The organism is Wenyingzhuangia gracilariae (assembly GCF_056387575.1).
Genome location: NZ_CM150748.1, coordinates 1,719,961 through 1,745,630, shown reverse-complemented (window position 1 = coordinate 1,745,630; position 25,670 = coordinate 1,719,961). Strand labels below are relative to the sequence as shown.

General features: G+C 31.4%; 22 protein-coding genes and 1 tRNA gene. 11 read left to right on the top strand and 12 right to left on the bottom strand.

The genetic code is table 11. The features are described 5' to 3' along the window. Nucleotides 1-222: 222 nt before the first annotated feature. Complete coding sequence (locus ACY2IJ_RS07645; RefSeq protein ID WP_476723771.1) at nucleotides 223-2,493, bottom strand: DUF7133 domain-containing protein; 2,271 nt, start codon at nucleotides 2,491-2,493, stop codon at nucleotides 223-225. 218 nt (nucleotides 2,494-2,711) lie between these two features. On the opposite strand from ACY2IJ_RS07645, the gene ACY2IJ_RS07640 reads away from it, so the two are divergent. From ACY2IJ_RS07640 to ACY2IJ_RS07605, 8 genes are all read left to right on the top strand, one after another. After that, nucleotides 2,712-2,785: transfer RNA gene (locus tag ACY2IJ_RS07640), tRNA-Asn, on the top strand. Nucleotides 2,786-3,050: 265 nt separating this feature from the next. Next, nucleotides 3,051-3,866, top strand: a complete 816-nt coding sequence (locus ACY2IJ_RS07635; RefSeq protein WP_476723770.1) for a prephenate dehydratase — start codon at nucleotides 3,051-3,053, stop codon at nucleotides 3,864-3,866. Nucleotides 3,867-3,868: 2 nt separating this feature from the next. Beyond that, on the top strand, nucleotides 3,869-5,017 hold the full coding sequence (locus ACY2IJ_RS07630; RefSeq protein WP_476726545.1) for a pyridoxal phosphate-dependent aminotransferase: 1,149 nt from the start codon (nucleotides 3,869-3,871) through the stop codon (nucleotides 5,015-5,017). Nucleotides 5,018-5,045: 28 nt separating this feature from the next. Continuing rightward, nucleotides 5,046-5,894, top strand: a complete 849-nt coding sequence (locus tag ACY2IJ_RS07625) for a prephenate dehydrogenase (protein ID WP_476723769.1) — start codon at nucleotides 5,046-5,048, stop codon at nucleotides 5,892-5,894. A 19-nt stretch (nucleotides 5,895-5,913) separates the two neighbouring features. After that, nucleotides 5,914-6,996: a chorismate mutase gene (locus tag ACY2IJ_RS07620; RefSeq protein WP_476723768.1), complete on the top strand. Its 1,083-nt coding sequence runs from the start codon at nucleotides 5,914-5,916 to the stop codon at nucleotides 6,994-6,996. A 119-nt stretch (nucleotides 6,997-7,115) separates the two neighbouring features. Then, a complete protein-coding gene (gene rsgA / locus ACY2IJ_RS07615; RefSeq protein ID WP_476723767.1) occupies nucleotides 7,116-8,054 on the top strand; it encodes a ribosome small subunit-dependent GTPase A in 939 nt (312 codons plus the stop codon). Beyond that, entirely contained in the window at nucleotides 8,054-8,506 is a 453-nt protein-coding gene (dtd, locus tag ACY2IJ_RS07610; RefSeq protein ID WP_476723766.1) for a D-aminoacyl-tRNA deacylase, read from the top strand. Before rsgA ends, dtd begins: the two co-directional genes overlap by 1 nt. 1 nt (nucleotide 8,507) lies before the next feature. Next, nucleotides 8,508-10,040, top strand: a complete 1,533-nt coding sequence (locus ACY2IJ_RS07605; protein ID WP_476723765.1) for a hypothetical protein — start codon at nucleotides 8,508-8,510, stop codon at nucleotides 10,038-10,040. Between the two features lie 83 nt (nucleotides 10,041-10,123). Here the strand turns inward: ACY2IJ_RS07605 and ACY2IJ_RS07600 are convergent, their stop codons facing one another. Beyond that, on the bottom strand, nucleotides 10,124-12,085 hold the full coding sequence (locus ACY2IJ_RS07600) for a putative porin (protein ID WP_476723764.1): 1,962 nt from the start codon (nucleotides 12,083-12,085) through the stop codon (nucleotides 10,124-10,126). A gap of 76 nt (nucleotides 12,086-12,161) precedes the next feature. On the opposite strand from ACY2IJ_RS07600, the gene ACY2IJ_RS07595 reads away from it, so the two are divergent. After that, on the top strand, nucleotides 12,162-12,770 hold the full coding sequence (locus ACY2IJ_RS07595; protein ID WP_476723763.1) for a ribonuclease HII: 609 nt from the start codon (nucleotides 12,162-12,164) through the stop codon (nucleotides 12,768-12,770). Here the strand turns inward: ACY2IJ_RS07595 and lipB are convergent. Continuing rightward, complete coding sequence (gene lipB, locus ACY2IJ_RS07590) at nucleotides 12,760-13,473, bottom strand: lipoyl(octanoyl) transferase LipB (RefSeq protein WP_476723762.1); 714 nt, start codon at nucleotides 13,471-13,473, stop codon at nucleotides 12,760-12,762. The two genes, ACY2IJ_RS07595 and lipB, sit on opposite strands and share 11 nt — an antisense overlap. Continuing rightward, the gene (locus tag ACY2IJ_RS07585) at nucleotides 13,454-14,188 is read right to left on the bottom strand and encodes a hypothetical protein (RefSeq protein WP_476723761.1); all 735 of its coding nucleotides are present in this window, start codon (nucleotides 14,186-14,188) and stop codon (nucleotides 13,454-13,456) included. The genes lipB and ACY2IJ_RS07585 overlap by 20 nt, the downstream gene beginning before the upstream one ends. A 71-nt stretch (nucleotides 14,189-14,259) precedes the next feature. Here ACY2IJ_RS07585 and gldA point away from each other — a divergent pair, with 71 nt between their 5' ends. Then, nucleotides 14,260-15,153: a gliding motility-associated ABC transporter ATP-binding subunit GldA gene (gene gldA, locus ACY2IJ_RS07580; protein WP_476723760.1), complete on the top strand. Its 894-nt coding sequence runs from the start codon at nucleotides 14,260-14,262 to the stop codon at nucleotides 15,151-15,153. Here gldA and ACY2IJ_RS07575 read toward each other — a convergent pair. Next, the gene (locus ACY2IJ_RS07575) at nucleotides 15,146-15,499 is read right to left on the bottom strand and encodes a DUF4870 domain-containing protein (protein ID WP_476723759.1); all 354 of its coding nucleotides are present in this window, start codon (nucleotides 15,497-15,499) and stop codon (nucleotides 15,146-15,148) included. The genes gldA and ACY2IJ_RS07575 overlap by 8 nt on opposite strands. 54 nt (nucleotides 15,500-15,553) lie before the next feature. On the opposite strand from ACY2IJ_RS07575, the gene ACY2IJ_RS07570 reads away from it, so the two are divergent. Continuing rightward, on the top strand, nucleotides 15,554-16,018 hold the full coding sequence (locus tag ACY2IJ_RS07570; protein WP_476723758.1) for a DUF4442 domain-containing protein: 465 nt from the start codon (nucleotides 15,554-15,556) through the stop codon (nucleotides 16,016-16,018). Here the strand turns inward: ACY2IJ_RS07570 and ACY2IJ_RS07565 are convergent. The 7 genes from ACY2IJ_RS07565 to ACY2IJ_RS07535 all read right to left on the bottom strand — a co-directional run bounded on the left by ACY2IJ_RS07565 (nucleotide 16,011) and on the right by ACY2IJ_RS07535 (nucleotide 25,636). Further along, entirely contained in the window at nucleotides 16,011-16,688 is a 678-nt protein-coding gene (locus ACY2IJ_RS07565) for a DUF4369 domain-containing protein (RefSeq protein WP_476723757.1), read from the bottom strand. The two genes, ACY2IJ_RS07570 and ACY2IJ_RS07565, sit on opposite strands and share 8 nt — an antisense overlap. A gap of 76 nt (nucleotides 16,689-16,764) precedes the next feature. Next, nucleotides 16,765-18,450 carry a solute:sodium symporter family transporter gene (locus ACY2IJ_RS07560; protein ID WP_476723756.1) on the bottom strand — a complete coding sequence of 562 codons (1,686 nt, stop codon included), beginning with the start codon at nucleotides 18,448-18,450 and terminating at the stop codon, nucleotides 16,765-16,767. Nucleotides 18,451-18,606: 156 nt separating this feature from the next. Then, nucleotides 18,607-19,416 carry an HAD family hydrolase gene (locus ACY2IJ_RS07555; protein ID WP_476723755.1) on the bottom strand — a complete coding sequence of 270 codons (810 nt, stop codon included), beginning with the start codon at nucleotides 19,414-19,416 and terminating at the stop codon, nucleotides 18,607-18,609. A 223-nt stretch (nucleotides 19,417-19,639) separates the two neighbouring features. Further along, nucleotides 19,640-21,550: a molecular chaperone HtpG gene (gene htpG, locus ACY2IJ_RS07550; protein WP_476723754.1), complete on the bottom strand. Its 1,911-nt coding sequence runs from the start codon at nucleotides 21,548-21,550 to the stop codon at nucleotides 19,640-19,642. A 154-nt stretch (nucleotides 21,551-21,704) separates the two neighbouring features. Continuing rightward, on the bottom strand, nucleotides 21,705-24,089 hold the full coding sequence (locus ACY2IJ_RS07545) for a TonB-dependent receptor (RefSeq protein WP_476723753.1): 2,385 nt from the start codon (nucleotides 24,087-24,089) through the stop codon (nucleotides 21,705-21,707). Nucleotides 24,090-24,109: 20 nt separating this feature from the next. Further along, a complete protein-coding gene (locus tag ACY2IJ_RS07540) occupies nucleotides 24,110-24,604 on the bottom strand; it encodes a dihydrofolate reductase (protein ID WP_476723752.1) in 495 nt (164 codons plus the stop codon). A 60-nt stretch (nucleotides 24,605-24,664) separates the two neighbouring features. Further along, nucleotides 24,665-25,636: a hypothetical protein gene (locus ACY2IJ_RS07535; RefSeq protein WP_476723751.1), complete on the bottom strand. Its 972-nt coding sequence runs from the start codon at nucleotides 25,634-25,636 to the stop codon at nucleotides 24,665-24,667. Nucleotides 25,637-25,670 lie beyond the last annotated feature (34 nt).

The following is a 25,670-nucleotide window of genomic DNA, read 5'->3' as shown; positions in this document are numbered from 1 at the left end:
TTCTTTGAATCTTTAATAAGAACGTTGAATTAAGATTTACTCCTTTTTAGATTGATGTGTTGCTTTGCTTTTCCAAATAAGCAAAAAATACAGAGTAGGTTTAAGAGTTTGTTTTTCTGCAATCAAAAAATAAGAAAGCTCTGTTCATGTAACAATAAAGCCCTAAAAATTTATATAAATTGTCCTAGGGCTTCTTTAGAAATATATATATGTAAACGTGTGTTATTTGTATTTTAGAAGTTCTTTTTCACTATAAACTCCATTGATTGGTTTAAGGTTTCTAAGATTGTTTATTTTGTTTACACTAATGCTTTTCTCTTTGTTAGTAAAAGTATTTTGTAGATAATATATAATGTTTTGAATATTTTGATTTGTAACATCAGGATTGTCGCCTAAGCCTGGCATTGTTCCGCTTAAATTGTATTGCTTTCCGTTTACATGTATAGGCCCAGACAATCCGTGAAGCAATACTAATGCAAGCCTTTCTAGTGATTGCGATATGTATTCAGAATTTATTAGAGGAGGAGCAAGGCCAGCAATTCCTTGACCTTTATTGCCATGACATGCAGAGCATGTGTTTTTGAATATTTGTTGGCCTGCTTTAATGGCTTTGTTGGTTCCTTTTTTTGTTTTTTCTTTCTGTTTTAACAAAGCCAGTTGTTTGTTTTGAATTGTTTCGTCAAGTAGTTTTTTTAGAATAGTTGATTTTAAATTATAACGAATGTTCTTTTCTATAAAAACTAAAAAATCATTTTCTAACCCTCTTAAGCTACTCATAATAGCTTCCTGATAAATAATGTTGTTAAAGTGTTTGTTAGATAAATCTATTAAGAAAGGGAAAAAAATATTAGAATTTAATTGTGCCCATTCACCAAGTGAATTAGTTAGGTAAACATCTATTTCTAAATTGTTTTTGCTTTTTAGGTTTTGAATTGTGTTTGCTATTTTATTAACATATATGTTGTTGGCAAATGATTCTATAAGTACTAAAGCATGACTTGTTACATTGCTGTTGAGGTTTTGGTTTAAAATAGTATTTAAATATTTAAAAGTTAATGCATCTAAACCATTTAATGTGTGTAGAACATGAAGTTGTGTAATTGAGTTCTGTGTAGTATTAAAAAGTGTTTTAAGCAGAGGAACAGCATTGTAATCTTTTCTGTGAATCAATAATTGTTGTGCTCTATCTCTGTGCCAACCATTAGCATGTTCTAGCAGTTCTACAAGTTCTGATGTTTTTAAAGAGTTAAGGTTGTTGATCTTTGAGGTAGATTGTACTCGGTTTTTTTGTTCTATTTTTAAAATTCTACCCATTCCTATAACTGTGTCTAATTTTTTTTGTGCGTAGTGGTTCCTTAAATAAGGGGTTAAATAAGCAATATCTTGTAATATTCCTCTGTGCATATCAACAATATAAATAGATCCATCGGGGCCATTAAATATGTTTACTGGTCTAAAGCCTTCATCAGTAGATGAAATAAACTCTTTTTTAGCAATGGCTTGTTTTGCTGTAATATTTGTAGGATTTATAGATAGAATAGTTCTTTTAATTAAATTTCCTTCAGGAACACATATAAAAGCATTTTCTTGATATTCTTTGCTAAATTGACTTCCTCTATAAATTAAAGGTCCACAAGCAGCTGTAGTATTTATTAAAATACTGTCTTTGTCTAATCTACCTTTTATATAGCCTCTGTTAATAGAGGTTGGGTGTAATGGATATACTCTTTGGTTAGCGGTTAGTGTTTTGCCAATAGAGTTTTCAGGAGAGTAAAATGAGTTTTTAGAACTTGTATTGGGTAATACCAAATCTCCTTTTAGTAGTACGGAATTGTTGTTGTGATAAATTCTTCCAAAATTGTCTTTGCTAATTCCCCATTGTCCTCTAAAATAAGTTTTTTCTTTTATCCAAGTTCCATTTTTTCTATGGTAACGAAATGATGATTTTGTGTTGTAAATCCAGTTGTCTATGTTCATCATTAAACCATTAGATTTGTGCTCTACATTTCCTCCTTTGGCATAATTTGCATCAACTAAAACCTTATTTATAGGTTTGTCATCTTTAATTTCTACAAACCATAAGTTGGGAGGTTCTGCGTATAATAAACCTCCATAAACATGAGCAATGGCTCTTGGTAAAATTAAACTATCTAAAAAAACTTTACGATGATCAATAATGCCATCTTTGTCGTAGTCTTCAAGAATTGTAATTCTTCCATTAGGAGTATTCTCACCTTTTCCATCGAGATTGGTCATGTAGCTAGTCATTTCTACAACCCACATTCTTCCTTTGTTGTCAAAATCAATAGCAACAGGAGCTTCTATTAGTGGTTCTGATGCGATGGCTTTTAATGAAAACCCATCTTGAATATAGTAGTTGTCTAAATTAACAAAAGGTTCTTCATAATTTTTAGTTTGACAACTAATGATTACAAAAAACAAACAGCAAGTTAGTACTGAAACAGTTTTATGCTTGTGAAATAAATAAAACATAGAAAAATTATTTTTTTGAACCCTGCGCTGTCATTTGTTTTAAAGTGTTTTTAAAATGTTGACGATTAGAGTTTTACTAATGTTATAAAATAGAGATGTTTTTATCAATGCAAAAACAATACAAATAAATGAAAAAAATATTTTTTTTAATGTTGCATTAGTTAAAAATATAATTATATTTGCAACCGCAAAACGAGGTTTTGTAGCTATATGCAACTTCCTCCTTAGCTCAGTTGGTTAGAGCATCTGACTGTTAATCAGAGGGTCCTAGGTTCGAGTCCTAGAGGGGGAGCAAAAGACTTTACAATTTAATTGTAAAGTCTTTTTTTTTAGATTTAAAAATTAAGATTTTAAAAAAGTAAAAATATTCTTGCAATTATAGATATAATTTATACATTTGCTGTATTAATAAGAATTATGAATTTATTTAACACAAACGGATTTTATTATTTTTTCTTTTTTACAAAAGAAGAGAGACTTTTCGTGTGTTAATATTATATAAAATAGCATTTCAGAAAGTCTCGATATATCGAGGCTTTTTTTTTGCCTAAGAAATTATGAAAATAGCCATTCAGGGAATTAAAGGATCATACCATCATATTGTAGCCGAAAATTATTTTGGAGAAACTATAGAATTGGTAGAATGTATGACATTTGCAGAAATGCCAGATAGAGTGTTAACAGGTGAGGTAGATTTTGCAGTAATGGCTATTGAAAACTCTATAGCAGGTGCAATTTTACCAAATTACACCTTAATAGATGAGGCAGATTTGGCTATTGTAGGCGAATATTACTTAGAAATTAACCATAATTTAATGGGGTTGAGAGGACAAAAAATAGCAGATATTAAAAAAGTGCACTCACACCCAATGGCATTGTTACAGTGTAGAAGTTTTTTTAAAAACTATCCACACATTAAATTAATAGAGGATGTAGATACGGCAGATGTAGCAAAAAGAATACAAGAACAGCAGTTAAAAAAAGTAGGAGCAATTGCAAGTGAAAAAGCAGCCGAGATTTATAGTTTAGATTTAATTGCCAGAGAAATACAAACCATAAAAAAGAATTTTACAAGGTTTGTAATTGTTCAAAGTAAAGAGCGTTTAAATAATACAAAAGCTACAAAAGCATCGTTAAAATTTGTGTTAAAACACGAAAGCGGAACTTTAGGAGAGGTGTTGGTATTGTTGGCAAACCATAAAGTAAACTTGTCAAAAATACAGTCTTTACCCATTATAGAAAGACCTTGGGAGTATGCTTTTTTTGCAGATTTAGTTTTTGATGATTATCAAGAATACAAAAACGCAATGGTAGATATTAGAACAAAAGTATCTAGTTTAAAAATATTAGGAGAATATAAAGACAACAAGTAATGATTGTTTCAGTAGCAAATAGGTTAGACGAGGTTAAAGAATACTATTTCTCAAAAAAATTAAGAGAGGTAGCAAGCCTTAAAGCATCGGGGAAACCAATTATAAGTTTGGGAATAGGAAGTCCAGATTTAGATCCAGATGAAGAAGTAAAAGTAGCTTTAACAAAAGCAATGGAAGAGCCAATGGCTCATGCGTATCAAGGATACCAAGGGGTTCCAGAATTAAGAAACGCAATGGCTTCTTTTTATCAATCTAATTTTAAGGTAGAGCTAAATCCTAATACAGAAATTTTGCCTTTAATGGGGTCTAAAGAGGGAATTATGCATGTGTCTATGGCTTTCTTAAATCCAGGAGATGAAGTTTTAATTCCAAATCCAGGATACCCAACCTACACATCGGTAACAAAGCTGGTAGGTGCTACTCCTGTTTTTTATGACTTGTTAGAAGAAAACAACTGGCTGCCTAATTTTAACGCTTTAGAAAGTCAAGACTTATCAAAAGTAAAAATCATGTGGGTAAATTATCCGCATATGCCAACAGGAGCCATTGCTAAAAATAATATGTATACAGATTTAATTGCTTTTGCAAAAAGAAACAACATCCTTTTGGTAAACGATAATCCGTATAGTTTTGTTTTAAATAATAATCCTGAGAGTATTTTAAACTACGAGGGAGCAAAAGAAGTGGCTTTGGAATTAAACTCGTTAAGCAAGAGTTTTAACATGGCAGGTTGGCGAGTAGGAATGTTTGTGGGAGCACAAGAATACCTAACACAAATATTAAAAGTAAAAAGCAATATGGATTCTGGAATGTTTTACGGAATTCAAAAAGGAGCTATAGAAGCGCTTCATTTATCAAAAGAATGGTTCCAAAGTATTAACGAACATTATACAAGAAGAAGAGCCATTGTGTACAAAATATTAGACAGTCTAAATTGTGTATATGATACCACACATGTAGGAATGTTTGTTTGGGCTAAATTACCCTCTGGAATTACATCAGAACAAATGACAGATAAAATGCTGTACGAAAAAGATGTTTTTATTACACCAGGAACCGTTTTTGGTAGTAACGGAGAAGGATACATAAGATTATCGCTATGTGTTTCAGAAGACAATTTAGAGAAAGTTTTAAGTAGAGTTCAAGTATAGATAAAGTATAGATAGAGTAGTAAAGAGTATGTTAGTAACAGTTATTGGTTTAGGTTTGATAGGAGGTTCTTTAGCATTAGAGTTAAAGAAACGATTAGGGTATACTGTTCATGGTGTAGATGCAAATCTTGAAAATGCTCAGAAAGCATTAGAGTTGGGAATTGTAGATAAGTTAATTACTCTAGAAGAAGTGCATAAAAGTGACGTAGTTGTTTTGGCAGTTCCTGTTAATTACTTGCCCAATTTAGCAAACCAAGTGTTAAATTTTATTAAAAACGATGCAATCGTGTTTGATATGGGCTCTACAAAAGAGAAACTGTGCAAAACAGTTGAAAATCACGAAAAAAGGAGTAATTTTGTGGCCGTTCATCCCATAGCGGGTACAGAATATTCTGGACCAGAGGCAGCAATCTATAATTTGTTTGATCATAAGGTGAATATTATCTGTGACAAGGAGTTAAGTAGTCCCGATGCTATTGCAAAAGTTTTAACCATTTTTGAAGCTTTGCAAATGAGAACAATTTTTATGAACAGTGTAGAGCACGATAAGCACATTGCTTATGTTTCTCACCTATCACATATTAGTTCTTTTATGTTGGGAAAAACGGTATTGGAGAAAGAAAAAAATGAGAAGAATATTTTTGACATGGCAGGGTCAGGTTTTGAATCTACCGTACGATTGGCAAAAAGTTCTCCCAATATGTGGACTCCAATTTTTATAGAAAATAAAGAGAATATATTAAGTTCTTTAAATGAATATATTGATAATTTAATAACATTTAAGAATTTAATCATTCAAGAAAATAGCTCAGGTTTGCAGCAAACAATGAAAGAGACAAACCATATTAAGGAAGTATTAAAAGGAATTCAAAAATAAAAAGTATATAATCACTAAGATGGAAAATAACAAAGAATTTAGAACGTGGTTGGATGATATGAAATTAGATCATCCTTTAGTAATTGCTGGACCATGTAGTGCAGAAACTGAAGAGCAAGTGTTAAAAATTGCTCATGAATTAAAGAATACAGATGCAACTGTATTTAGAGCAGGTGTATGGAAACCAAGAACTAGACCAGGAGGTTTTGAAGGTGTTGGAGCGGTAGCTTTACCTTGGTTAAAAAAAGTAAAAGAACAAACTGGATTATTAACAGCGGTAGAAGTTGCTAATGTAGCACACGTAAAATTAGCTTTAGAGGCTGATGTTGATATCTTATGGTTAGGAGCTCGTACAACAGTAAACCCATTTGCTGTTCAAGAAGTTGCTGATGCTTTAGAAGGTACAGATAAAATTGTTTTGATTAAAAACCCAATCAACCCAGATTTAGCTTTATGGTTAGGTGGAGTTGAGCGTTTGTACAAAGCAAATATTAAAAACTTAGGAGTTATTCACAGAGGATTCTCTTCTTACAAAAAAACTCGTTACAGAAACGTTCCTCAATGGCAATTACCAATTGAGTTAAAACGTCAGTATCCAGATTTACCAATCATCAACGATCCTTCTCATATTTGTGGAAACAGAACAGGGATTCAAGAAATTTCTCAAATTGCTTTAGATTTAAACTTTGAGGGATTAATGATTGAAACTCACATTACTCCAGATGATGCTTGGTCTGATGCAGCACAACAAATTACTCCAGCTCGTTTGGTGGAAATTATGAACGATTTAAAAGTTCGTAAACCAAAGGCAGAAGGAGAAGCTTTAGATCAATTACAACAATTAAGAGCAGAAATAGATGTGATAGACAATCATATTATTGATACTTTGGCTGAGCGTATGAAAGTTGCTGAGCAAATTGGACAAGTAAAAAAATCTAAAAACATTTCTATATTGCAAGATGCTCGTTGGGGAGAAATCTTAAAAACAGTAATTGCAACAGGAGAAAAAGCTGGTTTAAGTGAAGATTTTGTAGAAGCTGTTTTTAAAGCAATTCACCAAGAATCTATTAACAAACAAGAAGCAATTGTAACTTCTAAGTAATTAGAAATGCAACAATTATAAGAAAAAAGAGAACAGGTTAACTTGTTCTCTTTTTTTTATGAATTAACTTTTTTAGTATTGTTATAGCATAAGTATTTGTTATCAACTATTTTTACCCTATGAATGGAATTGTTATAAAGTCTACAGGAAGTTGGTATTCGGTAAGAACAGAAGATAAAGAAATTTATCAATGTAGAATTCCCGGTAAATTCCGAATGAAAGGAATTAAAAGTACCAACCCTATTGCGGTAGGAGATGAAGTGGTTTTTGAACTAGAACCAAATAAAGATACTGGAGTTATAAAGGAAATTAAAGAAAGAAAGAATTTTATTGTTCGTAAGTCAGTAAATCTATCTAAACAAACCCATGTTATAGCTTCTAATATAGATATAGCTTTTTTGGTAGTTACCCTTCATAATCCAGAAACCACCACTACATTTATAGATCGATTTTTAGCCACTGCGGAGGCCTACAGCATTCAAACAATTCTATTGTTCAATAAAGTAGATACGCATGATGACGAAATGGATGACTATAGACAGGCTTTTCAATACATATATACTAGCATTGGATATGAATGTATAGATGTGTCTGCCAAAGAAAAATATAATCTAGACAAAGTAAAACAAACCATGCAAAACAAAGTTAGTTTGTTTGCAGGACATTCTGGTGTGGGTAAATCTACTTTGGTTAATGCTTTAGAGCCTAGTTTAAACTTAAAAACAAAAGAAATTTCTGAACAACACCAACAAGGACAGCACACAACTACGTTTGCAGAAATGCATCCCTTGTCTTTTGGTGGGTATATTATAGATACTCCTGGAATTAGAGGATTTGGAGTTGTTGATTTTGATAAATACCAAGTAACAGATTATTTTCCAGAATTATTTGCTTTAAAATCAGAATGTAAGTTTAATAATTGCATACATGTAGACGAACCCAAATGTGCTGTAAAAGAAGCTTTAGAAAACGGAGAAATTTCAGAAACAAGATATGAAAGTTATCTTCAGCTGTTAAATGAAGATGAAGAGCACTATAGACAAGATATATTTAAATAATGAAAGTTGTAATACAAAGAGTAAGTCAAGCATCTGTTTCTATAGCAGAACAAAATGTTGCTGAAATAAACAAAGGGATGTTAATTTTGGTGGGAATTGTTCCTGAAGATACTCAAGAAGATATTGATTGGCTTTGTCAGAAAATAATCAAATTAAGAATTTTTGGAGACGATGAAGGTTTGATGAATTTATCGTTGCAAGAAATAGAGGGAGACATTATTGTTGTAAGCCAATTTACCTTACATGCCTTAACCAAAAGAGGAAACAGACCTAGTTTTATAAAAGCAGCAAAACCAGAAGTTGCCATTCCTCTTTACAATAGTTTTAAAGCAAAATTAGAAGAGTTAATACAAAAAGAAATACAATCAGGTGAATTTGGTGCTTATATGGAAGTGGCTTTGGTTAATGATGGACCTATAACCATAATTATTGACTCAAAAAACAGAGAATAGTATGAAAAAAGTACTCTTGATTTTGTTGCTTTTTAGATTTGTTTTTGCAGATGCCCAAGAAAAGTTTTCTATAGAAAAATATACTTCAAGATATCGTTTTTCTGGTGATAATATTTTAATGGAAAAAGAACCTCATATTGGGGTTATAGGTATTGGTTATGATGTTTTTGGGTTAATACCACAACAACCAAATATTTATTTTGGAGTCAATTCCTATTCAGCTTTATCAGGAGATCGATCAGGAGTTTTTTCTTTCGGTGTTGCATCAGGTTACAATAAATCCATCTCTAAATCGTGGGCTATAGACACTGGTTTTTTTGTTGGAGGAGGAGGTGGTGGTGGTGCTGCCGATGGAGGAGGATTAATAATTAGACCGCATTTAGAAATTGAAAGAAAGCTGTCTGAAGCAGTTTCTGTATTTACAGGTATTGCACATCTTAATTTTTTAACAGGAGAAATAAGCAGTACCAATGTAAACTTTGGACTCACAATTCGTGCAGATTCATATTTTACACAATCAATTTCAGAGAAAGTAAAAACAGCAAAAGATGTTTCTTTTTTTAACGAAAAAAAGATGAGAATTAGTCTGGTTTCTACTTTGTATAGCTCTTTTACAGGAATTCCAGTAGAAATTGAAGACCGTTTAGTAGAATGGAGACCAGGAGATAAAATAGGTTTGATAGGAATGTCTTTTGAACGTTTTATAAGTAACAATTCTTTTGTAATATTAGAAATGAATGGAGCTATAAGCGGAGGAGTAGATGGGTATATGTCTTATTTTTTAGGGATAGGTACAGATGTTCCTATTCTAAAAAACAAGTTGTTTTTAGAAGCAAGGGCATTAGCAGGTCCTAGTGGAGGAGGTGGTGTTGATGTAGGAGGTGGTGCTTCTTGCCAATTAGAAGCGGGGTTAGGGATTGTATTGTTTAAAGATTACGAACTTAAATTGTTAGGAGGAAAAACATTTGGTCCGTGGGGTACGCTCAATACACAACATTTTGATTTGCAATTAAGCAAGCGTTTTTCTTTGTATAACGGACCTAGTCATGGTAATGTGGTGGTTAAAAATGTGTTTTTAGACCCTCTAACGTTTAGTGTGTTTAACAGAACGTACATACCCCCAAGAGCTAAAGGAATAACAGGTATAACCTATGATAAGTTTTTTAATTTGATTGGTTTTGAAGCTGAAAAAGAAATCAATAAAACAATAAGCTTGTTAGCTGCTACCATATGGGCATATCAAGGAAGTTATGGAGCTTATGGAGAAGGTTGGTTGGGAATAAAGCTTAGGAAAACACTTACACCATTACATTCTTTAAATATAAAATTAATGTCTGGAGCTGCAGGAGGAGGAGCTTTAGATATGGGAGAGGGAGTCTTGTTTCAATATGGAGCAGGAGCTACTCACAAAATAAATAAATTATTTGATTTGATGGTAAATGCAGGTCAAGTTGTACCACTAAAAGGAAACTTTACACCTATTTTTTTTGACATAGGTGTAAAGTTAAATATAGGTCAATTGGTTAAGAATTAGTGTTGTGTGAAAATTTATTCATCCTAATTCTTAATAAATGTCTTTCATTATCTGTGAACTCAGACTTTACTTTGTAGAGCTTATTAATTCCAAAAATTCCAAACCAAGCCTAGTCTCATGGTTAAATCATTGGTGGGTTGGCTGGGGCTAGCAAAGTAGTTTCTACCAGTAATACTGGCAGATATATTTTCTACTTTAAAATAAATTCTAGTTCGTCTTACTTGTCCGTTTACGAATGCACCAAATGTTGGGAACCCACCTATTTTAGTTGTGTTTTGTATGTAAAACTCATTTAAAACGGGGTTTAATTCGTTTGCATAAAATTTGGTAAAGTAGTTAAAAGAGACTCCTATTTGTGCTAATAAAGGTTTTCCTTTAAAAAAATAATCTTGGTAATACAATACATTTCTTGTTACAAAATCTGGAACTCTAAAGACTTCTTGTCCTTGTGTTACTTTCTGGTACATTAGTGTGTTGTTTAAGTGGAATTTACCTACTTGAAATTCGTTACTTAGTTTTACTTTTAAATAATCAATAGTTTGATTGTATTGTGATGCTACGCTATTTGTATTAAAGTAGGTATAGTTTTTTATTTGATGTAAGTATACATCGGCATTGACCCACTTGGTTTTAATGTTACCGTATAAAATTCTAAAAATTTCATTTTTAAAATTAGTTACATTGTCCCAGTTCAAATTACTAAAATTAGATTGGAACAACATGGTGTTGCTATTAGGAGCAGCTGTTTTTAATTGTAAACCTGCCTGAGCCAATGTGTTGTTTTTTAGTTTAAAACCAGCGTTAGCATGAAAATTACTACCTAGGTTTCCTCCATTAATCACCTGTTCTCCATAAGCGTTTAAAAACACTCCTTTATATTTACTGTTCCAAGTAGCCCCAAAACTAGTATAGTCTACATTGTTTTCTTTGGAAATAGTTTTTGTGTTTACTGTTTTAATGGCATCATATAGGTGAGCTGTATTGTAAAGTGTTCCAAAGACTTTAAAGTTTCCAAACACCCATGGCGAATTAAACTTTAAGTATACCTGATTTTTGGTGGTGTTAAATTCTGTTTTGTCATTGGTTGTGTCATCAGCTAAAGTTCCAAATATAGAGGGCTTTTTTTCAAAATGATCTACATCTGTAGACTTAAATTCATACTTTCTATTCTCTAAACTAATAAAATGCCCTAGTTTTAAATTGGTTAAATTTTGTTGTGTTGAATCTTTAGCGTTTAAAATTCTTAACTCATGTTCATAATAATAACGAGAGGTTTTAAAAAAACTTTCAGAATCATATAAATTAACATCTACTCTTCCTCTAGAGCTAAAATCAGGATTGTCGTTTTTAAATTCTGTAATAGAACTATCTGTCAACCCGCCGTTTTCTTGGTTGTCTATTTTTTGTGTAATAATGTGCAATCTAAATTGATATCTTTTTTTAGGATTGTAATAGGTATAAGCAACTCTAAAGTTTACATGACTAGCTCTAGATTCTTGGTAATCTCCAATAGATCTTAAGCCTTTGTAACCAATAGAAAAATTTTGAAACTTCCCAAAGTTAGTAGTAAAGGTGCTGTTTAGAACTTGGCCGTCAAACCCCGATCTATAGTATAAAATAGTAGATGGAGTAGGAACGTGGTAATATTCCATATCTTCTATTTCATAATAATTAAAAAGCTTGGCTGTAACTCCTAATTTTGGTGTGATTTGATTGTCAATTAAATCATAACCTAATTTGTTATAAGTTTGACCCTGATTGGCAAATCCTACCCATTCAAAATCATCCTTTTGTGTGTAGTTGTGCCTAAAATATTTGTTAATGTTTAAGGTGGTATCAATCTGAATTGTATCATAACTTTGAGTTATAATTTTGTAATCTACATACCTACCACCATACATGTTTTTTACACTATCTAATGGGATGTTTTCTTTGTCCTGTTTTTTATTAGTGACAATATTACGTTCTACAACGGCTACTTTTTCCTGAGAAAATAGGCTGCTAAAGACACTAAAAATCATCCAAAGGAATAAACTTTTTTTCATATTCAGTAATTGCAAAGCAAAGGTAATTTTTTTAAACGAATTAGTTTGATTAATATTGGGCTACACTACGAATAATATGCCATTAGCCATTAATTTTTCGGGAAATAAGTTAGAAGCTGGTACAGATGAAGCTGGTAGAGGTTGTTTGTCTGGACCTGTAGTAGCAGCAGCTGTTATTTTACCTAGTAATTTTGAACATTCTTTGTTAAATGATTCTAAAAAATTATCGGAAAAGCAACGAAAATTGTTGTTGCCTATTATAGAAAAAGAAGCTATTGCTTTTGGAGTTGCCTTTGTAGATCAGCAAGAAATAGATGAAATTAATATTTTACAAGCATCTATTACAGCCATGCATCGCTCTATTGATGCATTAAGTGTAGAGCCCGAATTTATTATTGTTGATGGAAATAAATTTAGACCCTATAAAAACATTCCTAGTGAAACCATTGTAAAAGGGGATGGAAAATACTTGTCTATTGCAGCAGCATCTGTTTTAGCAAAAACATATAGGGATTTTTATATGGAAAAAATTCACGATGAATTTCCTCAATACAATTGGAAAAAAAACAAAGGATATCCTACCAAAGAACATAGACAGGCTATTAGAAAAACAGGAAGTTGCCTATACCATAGGCAGACTTTTAAATTATTGCCAGATGAACAGTTAGAATTGTTTACAAAGTAACTAACTCCCATTCAAAAAGAGTAGAAAGGTGTTTTAATATTTTTTGTTGTACTTGGTTTATATCTATTTTTTTACCCAATTCTGCTTCCATAGAGGTAACAGCTTTACCTTTTATTCCGCAAGGAATAATATTGTCAAAATATCCTAAGTCTACATTTACATTTAAGGCAAATCCATGCATGGTAACCCAGCGACTACTACGAACACCTAGAGCACATATTTTTCTAGCAAATGGAGTTCCTACTCCTAGCCAAACTCCGGTTTCTCCTTTGCTTCGTTCCGATGGTAAACCATATTCTGCCAAAGTAAGAATAATGGCCTCTTCTAAAAAGCGTAAGTATTTATGAATGTCTGTAAAAAAATTATCTAAATCAATAATAGGATAGCCTACAATTTGACCAGGGCCATGATAGGTAATATCTCCACCTCTGTTGCTTTTATAAAACGTAGCTCCTTTAGCTTGTAGTTGAGCTTCGTTTAACAACAAGTTAGAAATATCACCACTTTTACCTAAAGTGTATACATGCGGATGTTCTACAAATAAGAAATGGTTTTTAGTTTCAACGGTTGTTTCGTTTTTCCTATTATCCATTTTTGTTTGAATAATTTCCTGAAACAATTGATCTTGATAATCCCAGGTTTCTTTGTAGCCTTTTTTACCAATGTTTTGGTATATAACTTTTTTATTTAAAGGTAACTTCAAAATCTAATAAGTAAGGGTTTAAAATTAACGTATCCATAGGATATGTAATTTCTAATGTTTTTTTATCATTACTAAGAACAGCATCTGCATTGCTAACAGTCTTAATTTTTTTATCAAAATGATATAAAATGGTGTAATTAGAACCTGCTAAAATCATTTTACTAGATTTTAGTTGGTTCTGGTATTTTAGTTCTTCTGCTTCAGATAATTTTTTTTCGGTTACAAATCTCTTAAATTTTTTTCGGTTTAGTTCATATCTAAATCCATATTTTTCTGGACTTACCATCTTTTCAGTTTTTTTATTAAAAGAACTAGCTTTGTTTAAAACTTTGGGCAAATTATTAATTTCATTTACATCATTAAAATTGGTAGAGAGTGCAAATGCTCCTTTGCTATTGTCAAAATCAACAGTCATTTTCATGCTGTATTCTTTCATGGTTTCTATCAATTGTTGATCTTCTTTGCTTAGTTTAGATATAGAATCTTTCATTTTTTCAAATAATTCGTTAAAGTGAAAAATGGTATCTATTTTTTTAGCTGTTTTTGTAGGGGTTGCTTTGTTTTTAGGCATACTGTTTACAAAAGAAAGCATACGACTCAAATCTACACTAAAATCAAGTTGGCCTTTTCCTCTTTTAGAAATATGCAATTCTTCTTTAATTTCGCAACCAATACACAAAGTACAAAGGGTAATAAGTAGGATAATTTTTTTCATGTTTATAAGCAATTTTTCTTTTTGCTAAAAGTAGTGAAAGAATGTTTATTTTTGTTTTAAAATACCTATAGATGTCTATTAAAGTAGTTAAAGTTTCTAAAAAATATCAAAATCAAGTAGCAGTAAATTCTTTGAGTTTTGAACTTAAAAAAGGAGAGATTGTTGGTTTTTTAGGACCTAATGGAGCAGGTAAATCTACTTTAATAAAAATGTTAACAGGGTATGTAACTCCTACTAAAGGAGCGCTTTATGTTTGTGGTAAATTGGTTGTGCCTAATAAAAAATCAACGAATAAAAACATTGGTTATTTACCAGAACACAACCCTTTATATAAAGAAATGTATGTAAAAGAATATTTAAGTTTTATAGCTAATATTCATAATGTTTCTACTTCTAAAATTGATGGGGTTATCCATCAAACAGGTTTAACTCCCGAAGCTTCCAAAAAAATAAATCAATTGTCTAAAGGGTATCAGCAAAGAGTTGGAATTGCAGCGGCTATTATTCACAATCCATCGGTATTAATTTTAGACGAACCTACCACAGGATTAGATCCGAATCAAATTATAGAAATAAGAGCATTGATAAAAGAGTTAGGAAAAGACAAAACTGTTTTGTTTTCTACTCATATAATGCAAGAAGTAGAGGCTGTTTGCGATAGGGTAATTATTATAAACAAAGGGGATTTAAAGGTAGATGCCAACTTATTGGAATTAAAATCTGGACAAGAACAAATTATTCAAGTAGAGTTTGATTTTAAAATAGAAGAACAGTTTGTAAAAAGAATTCCGAGTTTAAAATCTTACAATAACTACCATGACAACGAATGGGAGTTTGTTTTTAATACTGAAAAAGACATGCGTTCTGTTATTTTTGATTTTGCACAAGAGCAAGGGTTAAAAATATTACAAATGAATACCAAAAACAAAACGTTAGAATCTTTGTTTACAGAGTTTACTAAATAATTTCCCAACTAATAGGGTATTTATACAATTGCCCTTTGCTAGCGGTTATGGTAGCCATTACAATAAAATATATATAAAGCAAACCAAAAATAAGAGCTAATGGAGCAACTAAAAAAGCTCCAATTCCAATTGTAAGAAAAATAAACAGTGCTACTCCAATTCCTAGTATAATTACAGATAATTGAAAGTTGATAGCTGCTCTACCGTGTTCTTTAATAAAAAAACTTTCTTCTTTTTTTAAAAGCCAAATAATTAAAGGAACTACTAAGGGAAGTACACCGTTTAGAAACCCCGATAAGTGTAAAACCATAGCCAAAGCTCTTTCTGTTTTAGTGTCTATATACATATTGTTTTTTGATAAGGTTAATTTATGTATCTTAATGATGTTATTAAATTTACAATGAAACTTTCAGCAAAACAACTTAATCGATTTATAATATTTAAACTGCCCTCTGCCTATTTGTGTGGAGTTAGAGTTTTTAAATTAGAGCCTACTACTTGTAGTACCACTGTAAAGTTTAAATGGATGAATCAGAATCCTTTTAAATCTATTTATTTTGCTGTTTTAGCCATGGCAGCAGAATTGTCTACAGGGGCGTTGGTTTTAAAAAATACACACATTACATCTTATCAGTTTTCAACCTTAGTAGTTGGGATGAGTGCTCAGTTTTCTAAAAAAGCAATAGGTAAAATTACCTTTACTTGTACAGATACCCATCAATTAAAAAAATGTATTGAACAGGCCATTCAAACAAAAGAAGGAGTTGTGTTTACTTTAACCAGTATTGGTATTGATGATGTAGGAGATGAAGTTGCAGTGTTTGATTTTAGCTGGAGTATAAAACTAAAAAAATCTCTTAGTTAAGAGATTCTTTTAGTTGTTTTCCGTATTTGCTTTTTTGTATTTCTGGAGTTAAAGCATCATAAATTTTATGTTTCAGTTTTGGTGCTGCTTGTTCCATTCTATAGCAGGCTATAAAAGGAGCAATTGCTTTATCGCTATAGGCAATAGCAAAATTAGCTGAAAACAAATACAGTCGTTTTAAATTGTTAAGTCTTTTGGTTTCAATTTCTTCAACACTTTTAGTATCTCCATATTTTAAAGCTTCAAACTTATCTTTAATCAAATCCAAGTTAAGATCGTTAAATTGTTTTGCGTATTCATCGTGTTTCTCTAACAAATCATTTAAAGAAGAACCAGATATTTTACGTTTGATAAAGAATTTGTCTAAGGTAGTTTCTATATGTATAGTTCCTTCTTCACCAAAAAAAGACAATTGTTTTGTATTTAGTTTGTCTAAAGAAACAATATACAATTCGGGTTCTTTAATAGTGTTTGTAAACGCAAATTCTTCTGTAGCATCATCTATTTTAATAGAATCTACAACTACAATTTTTTCATCTTCAAATTTTTCTAAATAAACAGTTCCTTTTTTAAGCCCTAAAATTTGACATTTTACGGTAAAGTTGTCTTTAGATTTTGGGCTACAGCTTACTACTAAAGCACTTAGAGCAATCCAAATAGTTTTTTTCATATTAAAAATTGTAATAAGTAAACCCACTACTTTTGGCAGTGGGTTTACAAATATATATTTTTAACTCTAATATTTATTAACTAAAGTAGATATATGTTCCAACAACTACTATTGTTACAATAATACTTACTGGTTTTAGGTATTTCCAAGGAGTAATGTCTACTTGTTCTGTGTATTGTTGTACGAAATCTGTTTCTCTAGGTTTTAATTTACCTATAACTAACATAATTACAGCATTTAATACAAACAATATAGCAACTACGTGTAAAAAGTGTGGGTATGTACCTCCGTCACTAATTACCATTGGCTTAATTATAAATTGGCTAATAGCATATAAAACTACACCCGAAACCAATCCTATTTTTGCTGCAATAGCAGGTACTCTCTTAGTTGTATATCCAACAATAATAATAGTAAAAATTGGAATAGAATAACATCCGTTAATTTCTTGTAGGTAGTTAAATAAACCTCCTTTAGCATAAATTAAGAAAGGAGCAATACATGCACCACCTATGGCTAAGAAGATACCAAAAGCTTGTCCCATTTTTACCACTTTTGCTTCAGAAGCTTCGGTGTTAATGTGTGCTTTGTAAATATCTAATCCAAAAATTGTTACAGATGAGTTTAAAGCACCGTTAAATGAACTTAAAATAGCTCCAAACAATACAGCTGCAAAAAATCCAACCATACTTGCTGGTAAAACTTGCTTTACTAATAATGGATATGCTTGATCTTTTAAGATTCCATTACCTCCTGCAAAGTATTCAAAAGATTCTGGATGTTGAGACATGTAGAAAGCAATAATTCCGGGTAATACCAACATTAAAGGACCTAATATTTTTAAGAAAGAGGCTATTAATAAACCTTTTTGCCCTTCTGCTAAGTTTTTAGCTCCTAAAGCTCTTTGAATAATTGCTTGGTTAGTTCCCCAATAGAACATTTGTACCAACATTAAACCTGTAAAGATAGTTGCAAAAGGTACAGATGCATCGGGTTTACCGATGGCATTAAACTTATCAGGAAATTCCGTGAATAAGTTAGAAACACCAGTTCCTATAGAACCATCTCCAATAGCCAATAATCCAAATACAGGAATTGCCAAACCACCAATTAACAAACCAATTGCATTGATAGAATCGGATACTGCTACGGCTTTTAGTCCTCCAAAAACAGCATAAATAACTCCAATAAATCCAATAGCAAATACGGTTGGCCATAACGCCATAAAGTCATATTCTCTTTGTAGGTTCGCCAATTCTGCTGGGTTTAAAGTATTGGCAACATCTGCTGGAATTACCAATCCTAAAGCTTGAGGTACATCAAACATTGTGTTTACTGCTAAAGCTCCTGAGTACAATACGATTGGCAATAAGATAAATACATATCCAGAAAGAAACAATGCCGATACCCAAGTTTTGGTCATTTTATCATATCGTGTTTCTAAAAATTGAGGTACTGTTGTAATTCCTCCTTTTAAATATCTAGGCAGTAAAAACATGGCTGTTAGTACCATTGCAATAGCTGCTAGAGTTTCCCATGCCATTACCACAACACCTTCTTCAAAAGCAGCACCATTAAGTCCAACAATTTGTTCTGTAGAAAGGTTTGTTAATAATAAAGATCCGGCAATTACGGGTCCTGTTAAACTTCTTCCTCCTAAGAAATATCCATCTGAAGAGTTTACGTTTTTTCTAGTTGCTAGCCAAGCGATCAAGGCTACCAAAAGGGTAAAACCAAGAAATGAAGCTACTGATAAAATCATATATTTAAGTATTTAATTTAAGTTAATTTTTAACGAGCGACAAATTAGTAATTTTAGGATTATTTTAATGTGATTAATTTAGTTTTTTATGGTTTTGATTAAATAATAAACTGCAAAAAACTTTTTTAATACTTATAAAGACAATTTAGGCTGCGTTTACACAAATTTTTGAATTGCTTTGGCAACTCCATCCTTCTTATTTGTATCAGAAACAGCATCTGCAATGAGTAGTACTTCCTCTTTTGCATTAGCTACTGCTACTCCTAATTTTACGGCTTTTAACATTTCAATATCATTGTAGTTATCTCCAAAAGCAATACAGTTTTCTAGAGTTAATTTTGGGTATTTACAAGCTAATAATTCTTCTATACCAGTTAGTTTAGATATATTTTTATTTGCAATTTCTATATAAGTATCTTTAGATCTATATAAATGCAATTTGTCTCCGTGTAATTTTCCTAATTCTGAATATAAGTAATCCATGTGTTCTTTCTCTCCCATGCACATTACTTTGTGTGCTCCTTTTCCTTCTTTTGTCCAAAGTTTAATTACTTCTCTAGTCGGTTTTACAATAGGAGTTACTTTGGTGTTGTTTTCTTCTCGTAATGCCCAAAAGTCCATAGCGGGTACATACCAATCGTTGTGGTTGTAAAGACTAATATGAAATTTGTCTTCTTTGTTTAATTCTGCAATGTCTTCTAATATGGTCGGTGCAATAGAAATATCGTCAACAACTTCCTCGTCTACTAACACTAAGCCTCCGTTATAGCAAATCATAGGTAACCCCTCTATATCTAAGTCTTTTTGCAAATGTGTCATGGCATTAGGCATTCTAGAAGAAATTAAAATAAATGGAATTTCTTGTTGACTAATACGAGCTACTTGTTCTTTTAGCATTTCAGATACTTCTCGTTCTGAATTTAATAAAGTTCCATCGATGTCTGTAAAGGCGATTTTGATATCCATATATAAAGAAGTTGAGTTGAAACAAAAATACAGGTTGATAAGGTATAATTACAATTAATTAATGATTTATTTGTGCTGATTGTATGAATTTTTCTATTCTTTATTGATTTGTGTTTTTATGTTGTGTAAAAACATTGTTGTTTAGAGTTGGAATAGCTTTATAAGAAATAAAAAAAAGGTCTCTAATTTAATTAGAGACCTTTTTTGATAACAGAATGTTCTTTTACTTAATCAACTCGTAACTACGTTTGATAAAGTTGGTTAATTCTTCACCATGTAATAGGTTTTGAGATAACTTAGCCAAATCAAAAGCTTGAGAAATTAATGCTTTTTGTTTGTCTTCATCAGCATTTAATATTTCTGAAACCAAATTATTGTTGGTGTTTACAACCAAATTGTACATTTCTGGCATGTTTTCCATTCCAAACATTCCACCACCGCCTGTAGCGCTCATTTCTTTCATTCTACGCATAAATTCGGGTACGGTAATTATAAATGGAGAAGCTGAAGAATCCATCGCTTCTAATTGAACGGTATAGTTTTCTTTTGGTACAGCCCCTTCAATAATTGGCTTTAATTTTTCTTTTTCTTCATCCGATAATTTAGAAATTACATTGTCGTCTTTCTTAATTAAATTATCAATATGGTCTGCATCTACACGTACAAAAGTAACATTCTCGTTTGTTTGCTCTAATTTTTGAATTAAGTGAGCTACAATAGGAGAGTCTAACAATAATACTTTGTATCCTTTGTCGTTTGCAGACTGAATAAATCCGTGTTGTGCTTCTTTGTTAGCTGCATATAAAACAACTAGTTTTCCATCTTTGTCTGTTTGAGCATCTTTAAATTGCTCTTTAATTTCGTCAATGGTTAAGTAAGTTCCTTCGGTAGTAGGGTACAAAGCAAATTTGTTTGCCTTTTCAAAGAACTTCTCGTCAGATAACATTCCGTATTCAATAATTACTTTAATGTCGTCCCAATATCCTTCAAAAGCTTGACGGTCTTTTTTGTAGATAGAACTTAATTTATCAGCAATTTTTTTGGTAATGTATCCAGAAATCTTTTTTACAGCCCCATCTGCTTGTAAGTAAGAACGAGATACGTTTAACGGAATGTCTGGAGAATCAATAACACCTTTTAACATTTGTAAGAAATCTGGTACAATTCCTTCTACGTTATCTGTAACAAATACTTGATTTTGGTACAATTGGATACGATCCTTTTGCATGTCTAAGTTTTTAGACAATTTTGGGAAGTACAAAATACCAGTTAAGTTAAACGGATAATCTACATTTAAGTGGATGTTAAATAACGGTTCCTCAAATTGCATTGGATACAATTCACGATAGAAGTTTTTGTAATCATCAGCCTCTAAATCTGATGGTTTTTTAGTCCAAGCAGGGGTGGTGTTGTTAATAATGTTGTCTACATCAATTTGTTTGTGAGGTTCTTTTTCCTCTGTTCCATCGTCTTTTTTAATTGTCTTTGGTTCAAAGTCAGGATCGTTTACTTTTTTAGTTCCAAATTTTATAGGTACTTGGTTAAAACGGTTGTATTTAGTAAGTAATCCAGAAATTTTAGAATCTTCTAAAAATTCTTCAGAGTCTTCGGCAATGTGTAAAATAATTTCAGTACCTCTTTCTGTTTTTTCAACTTGTTCTATTTCGTAGTTTGGAGAACCATCACAAGTCCATTTTACAGCAGGAGCATCTTTAAAAGATTTGGTAATTAATTCTACTTTGCTTGCTACCATAAAAGCAGAATAGAATCCTAATCCAAAATGACCAATAATTCCTGAATCCTCTACTTTGTCTTTGTATTTTTCAATAAATTCTTCGGCTCCAGAAAAGGCAATTTGGTTGATGTATTTTTCAACTTCCTCTTCTGTCATTCCAATCCCTTGGTCAATAATGTGAAGTTTTTTACCTTCTTTGTCAATTTTTACTTCCAACTTGGCATCACCTAATTCAACCCCAGCAGCTTCACCAATGGTAATTAAGTGTTGCATTTTTAAGGTAGCATCTGTTCCGTTAGAAATTAACTCACGTAAAAATATTTCGTGATCAGAGTATAAGAACTTTTTAATTAATGGAAAGATATTTTCTACCGATACATTAATATTTCCTTTAGCCATAATAATATGTTTTGGTTATTTGTTTAATTTTTTTGATGAAATATAATAGACAAATAGAATACCAAACATAGTATTGTGACAGGTTGGCAGTTTTCTGGCTTGGTGTGTTGTGTTAAGTGTAAAATTATTTATAGTAATCCATTAACAAAGATTTTTAAAATACATCTCCACCTCCTGCATCTTGATCTTCTCCTGGACGATTTCTTCTTTTTGGTTTGAATTGATTTCCAATATTGTAAGTAAAACCTAAGGTAATATTTTGACTTTCCCAGTTAAACTCACCTTTTTGCTCAACAGGGTTTATAATGTTAAAACGTGCTCTAAATACGTTAAAAATGTCTGATGCTCCTAGGGTTAATACTCCTTTGTTATTTAATATTTTTCTACTGGCACCTAAATTCATTAAAAACATTGGTTCGCGTTCACGTTGAATGTTTTCATCACGTCCTCTAAACATTTGCATCATTTGTAAACTCCACTTTTTACCAATGGTAAATTTGTTGTTCAATCTAAAATTAAACAATACATTGTCTGCTGTGGTCAATAGGTTGTTTACAATTCCTTGTTGTTGTTGGTAGTATACATCGGTGCTTCCGTTAAAGTTCCACCAAGAGGTTAATTTTAAATAAGTGGCTAGCTCTACACCAAAATTATCAGAGGTGTCAAAATTATCATAAGACAACAAAATTCGATCTTCTACTTGTGTGTCTTTACTTAAGCTTCTGCTTATAAAATCGTTGACTCTTCTGTAAAAAGCAGTTGCAGAAACATTTCCTCCTTTTACTTTTCTGTTGTATCTAAATTCAAAAGAATTGGTAAATTGTTGTTGTAAATTTGAATTTCCTTGTGATATTAACAAGGGAGTTCCCCAAGTTCTAATTGGGTTTAGTTGCTTAATAGAAGGCCTGTCTACACGACGGCTATAACTAAATTGTAACTGATCTTTTTTAGTAACTTCATAAGTTGCAAAAAAGCTAGGATATATAGAGGGAACTTTATCTGTTACTACATTGTTTTGATTGTCTACATCGGCATGAAAGGTTGCGTGTAAATCATAAAATTCGGTTCTAACTCCCGCTTGTATTCCTAATTTGTTTATTTGGTGACGGTAGTTAAAATAAGCAGCATATATTTTTCTGTCAAAATCAAAAGCATTTAGTCCTTTTGTGGTTAATTCGTTTTGTGAATTGTTAATTAACTGTGTAGATTGATTTGATTTTTCATTCATCCAATACCTAAAATCTACTCCCATTTCAATAGCAATATCATCTCCAAAAGGTTGCGCATAATCTAAATTTACAATCCATCTTTTAGATTCCGAATCAATAACTTCTGAGTAGTTGTATTGTCTTTCCTGTGCAGGTTTTAAATAGTCTAACCAATCGCTATTTTCAGGAGCTTCTCGAGTGTTGTAAGATATTCCAAAATCTAAGGTGTGTTTTTTATCGTTAAATTTTTTGTGAAAACTAGCATCGTAATTCTGAGATCTAGGTTTTCTATCTAAGTCAAACACACTATTGTTGGTTAAGTTTCCAGAGGTGTTGTAAATTTTAGTGGTGTTTCTGTAATCTAATTTGTTAAACGATTGTACGGTAAATAAAGAAATACTTGTTTTCTTATCCAAGTCTATGTCTGATCCAAATTTTACAAAATGATTGTTTCTATTATTTAAACCATAAGTGTTTTGTTTGCTGCTGTTACGTGTTATATTTCCTTTAATATCATCTTGTCCGCCTCTAAAGTTGTAGTTGGCAAAAAAGTTTACATTTTTAATTTTGTAATTAAAGTTTCCTCCGGCATTTCCTCTAAAATTACGTCCGTAAGTTCCAGATGCGTTAATGCTTCCGTTAAATCCACTGCGAGTATCTTTTACCAATTCTATGTTGATGATACCGCTGTTTCCTTCGGGGCTGTATTTGGCCGATGGGTTGGTAATTAATTCAATGTTTTTAATGGCATTGGCAGGTAATTGTTTGATCAATTGATCTGTAGGAATGTTGGTTGGTTTTCCGTCTATTAGTACAACTACGTTGCTATTACCTCTTAAAGATAATTCTCCTGTTTGTTGGTCTACAGCTACCGATTGTACATTGTCTAACACACTAGCAGCATCGGTACCTACACTAGTTAAATCTTTCCCAACTTTAATAACCAATCTGTCTATTTTTTGCTGAACACTTGTAGTTTCTGCTCGCAATTCTACAGCTTGTAGTGTGTTAATATCTTCTTCTAAAAGAATATTACCAATGTGTAAAGAGTTTTGATTTTTAAAACTAATTGTTTTCTGATAGGGTTTGTAACCAATAGCTTGAACTACAATAGCATAGTTGTTTTGAGTTAAGTTTTTGGCTAAAAAACCACCTTCTTCATCGGCTAAACTGGTTTTGTTTTCTTTTGGATTTTTTATAAAAATAGTTACAAAAGGAATTTCTTCTTTGGTTGTTTTGTTAATTACTTTTCCTGTTAGTTGTTTACTTGTTTGTTGAGCGTGAGTAGTCTGTATAATAAAAACGGATATAAAAAGAATTATATTCCTCATAATAATGGTTTGTTTTGGTGCTATAAAGATTTATTTCTTCGAATGTATTTTACAAAGCTATAGTCGTATTTGTTTTTTAAGTCTGACGAAAAATGTTCTCTTTTTGCTTCTTTCCAAATAGCTGTGTCAATTTTAGGAAAGTAAACATCGGCATCAAAAGATTGATGTACTTCGCAAATATCTAGAACATCTACTAAATTTATGGCTTGGTTGTAAATTTGCGCTCCTCCAATAATATATGCATTGCTGTCTTTTGCTGCCAATTGTATAGCGTTTTCTAGAGAGTCTGTAACTAAACAACCTTTGGCTGTATACTCTTTATTTCTAGTAATAATAATTGTAGTTCTGTTAGGTAACGGTTTTCCTATAGATTCAAAAGTATTTCTCCCCATAATAATATGGTGACCCGTAGTAACTTTTTTAAATCTTTTTAAATCGGCAGGTAAATGCCATATTAAATCGTTGTTTTTACCCAGTTCGTTGTTTTTTCCTATTGCTGCAATAAGTGTTGTCATATTTGTATATTAATCAGATTCTATTTTTTTTTCTTTTTCAATAGCAAAGTTGGTCAAACTTTAGAATCCTACTTTATAAATTAATTTATGTTGCTTTTTTTGATATTCAATAGCTACAAATTCTTTCATTACTTCATTTATATCAGTTAAATCATATCTTCTCTGATAATAGAATTTTTTAAAATCATTATTATTTCTGATAATATTTTTGATGCTTGTAGGAAAGTTGTAACCGTAATAATCATCTTTACCATTTAATTTTGCGGGTGCTATGGCTTTGGGCAAACTCATTATGGCTTTGTAATAAGATTCTAACAAATCTTTGTTTTGCGATTCTACCTTTGCAGCAACAATAGTCCCTGTTTTGTCTATAATGAATTTAGGTAGTATTTCGTGATTGTTGTCTATGTCTAAATTGGTAACAAAACTTAAGTCTACATGGTTGTATAGGTAGTTTGTAATGTACATATAGTTACATTTATTTAAACTTTGATAATTACTTTCCTTAGTGCATTGTTCAAAAATAGGAGGAATGTAACCTATTGCTTTGGTGTTTGATTTAATTGTTGGAATTCCACCTAAATTTTGAATTACAATTAAAGAGTATTTGTATTTAGGATCGAAGTTTTCAATTTTTAAAGCTTCAAAACTTAATTTTCTAAAGGCTTTTTTTAGTTGTTTGTCTAATTTTAAAGAAGAGGTATTGGTGGCAATACTTGTTAGTCTTTTGTATTTGTCCAGCGTAAATTCAACATAAATATTTTTTCTCCATTCTTTAAATTCAACTTTTTTTAAAGCGCTTTTAGAAATGTGTTTTTTAAAATGTGTAGTAATAGGGTTTTGATGGCTAGATATAGCTTCTACTTTTTGAATAATTTTAGCCTCATACTTTTTGTAAAGTTCAATGCTGTCATTCTGTTGTATTGGGAGTATTTCTTTAGTGCTTAATTCCTGAATAGCAGCAGGCTGACTATTTTTACATGATGAAAAAATAATCAGAAAAAATAAAGTAATGAGCCCATATTTTTGCATTTTTTAAAATTTAAAGGCAAAAGTACTTAAAAAT

Bases quoted from the DNA above. Each gene is read 5' to 3' on its own strand.
- ACY2IJ_RS07535 (WP_476723751.1), bottom strand. From the start codon at position 25,636: ATGCAAAAATATGGGCTCATTACTTTATTTTTTCTGATTATTTTTTCA.
- ACY2IJ_RS07620 (WP_476723768.1), top strand. From the start codon at position 5,914: ATGGAAAATAACAAAGAATTTAGAACGTGGTTGGATGATATGAAATTA.
- ACY2IJ_RS07575 (WP_476723759.1), bottom strand. From the start codon at position 15,499: ATGTATATAGACACTAAAACAGAAAGAGCTTTGGCTATGGTTTTACAC.
- rsgA (WP_476723767.1), top strand. From the start codon at position 7,116: ATGAATGGAATTGTTATAAAGTCTACAGGAAGTTGGTATTCGGTAAGA.
- htpG (WP_476723754.1), bottom strand. From the start codon at position 21,550: ATGGCTAAAGGAAATATTAATGTATCGGTAGAAAATATCTTTCCATTA.
- ACY2IJ_RS07565 (WP_476723757.1), bottom strand. From the start codon at position 16,688: ATGAAAAAAACTATTTGGATTGCTCTAAGTGCTTTAGTAGTAAGCTGT.
- ACY2IJ_RS07560 (WP_476723756.1), bottom strand. From the start codon at position 18,450: ATGATTTTATCAGTAGCTTCATTTCTTGGTTTTACCCTTTTGGTAGCC.
- gldA (WP_476723760.1), top strand. From the start codon at position 14,260: ATGTCTATTAAAGTAGTTAAAGTTTCTAAAAAATATCAAAATCAAGTA.
- ACY2IJ_RS07555 (WP_476723755.1), bottom strand. From the start codon at position 19,416: ATGGATATCAAAATCGCCTTTACAGACATCGATGGAACTTTATTAAAT.
- ACY2IJ_RS07625 (WP_476723769.1), top strand. From the start codon at position 5,046: ATGTTAGTAACAGTTATTGGTTTAGGTTTGATAGGAGGTTCTTTAGCA.
- ACY2IJ_RS07635 (WP_476723770.1), top strand. From the start codon at position 3,051: ATGAAAATAGCCATTCAGGGAATTAAAGGATCATACCATCATATTGTA.
- ACY2IJ_RS07570 (WP_476723758.1), top strand. From the start codon at position 15,554: ATGAAACTTTCAGCAAAACAACTTAATCGATTTATAATATTTAAACTG.
- ACY2IJ_RS07600 (WP_476723764.1), bottom strand. From the start codon at position 12,085: ATGAAAAAAAGTTTATTCCTTTGGATGATTTTTAGTGTCTTTAGCAGC.
- ACY2IJ_RS07595 (WP_476723763.1), top strand. From the start codon at position 12,162: ATGCCATTAGCCATTAATTTTTCGGGAAATAAGTTAGAAGCTGGTACA.
- ACY2IJ_RS07645 (WP_476723771.1), bottom strand. From the start codon at position 2,493: ATGTTTTATTTATTTCACAAGCATAAAACTGTTTCAGTACTAACTTGC.
- ACY2IJ_RS07605 (WP_476723765.1), top strand. From the start codon at position 8,508: ATGAAAAAAGTACTCTTGATTTTGTTGCTTTTTAGATTTGTTTTTGCA.
- ACY2IJ_RS07540 (WP_476723752.1), bottom strand. From the start codon at position 24,604: ATGACAACACTTATTGCAGCAATAGGAAAAAACAACGAACTGGGTAAA.
- ACY2IJ_RS07545 (WP_476723753.1), bottom strand. From the start codon at position 24,089: ATGAGGAATATAATTCTTTTTATATCCGTTTTTATTATACAGACTACT.
- ACY2IJ_RS07585 (WP_476723761.1), bottom strand. From the start codon at position 14,188: ATGAAAAAAATTATCCTACTTATTACCCTTTGTACTTTGTGTATTGGT.
- dtd (WP_476723766.1), top strand. From the start codon at position 8,054: ATGAAAGTTGTAATACAAAGAGTAAGTCAAGCATCTGTTTCTATAGCA.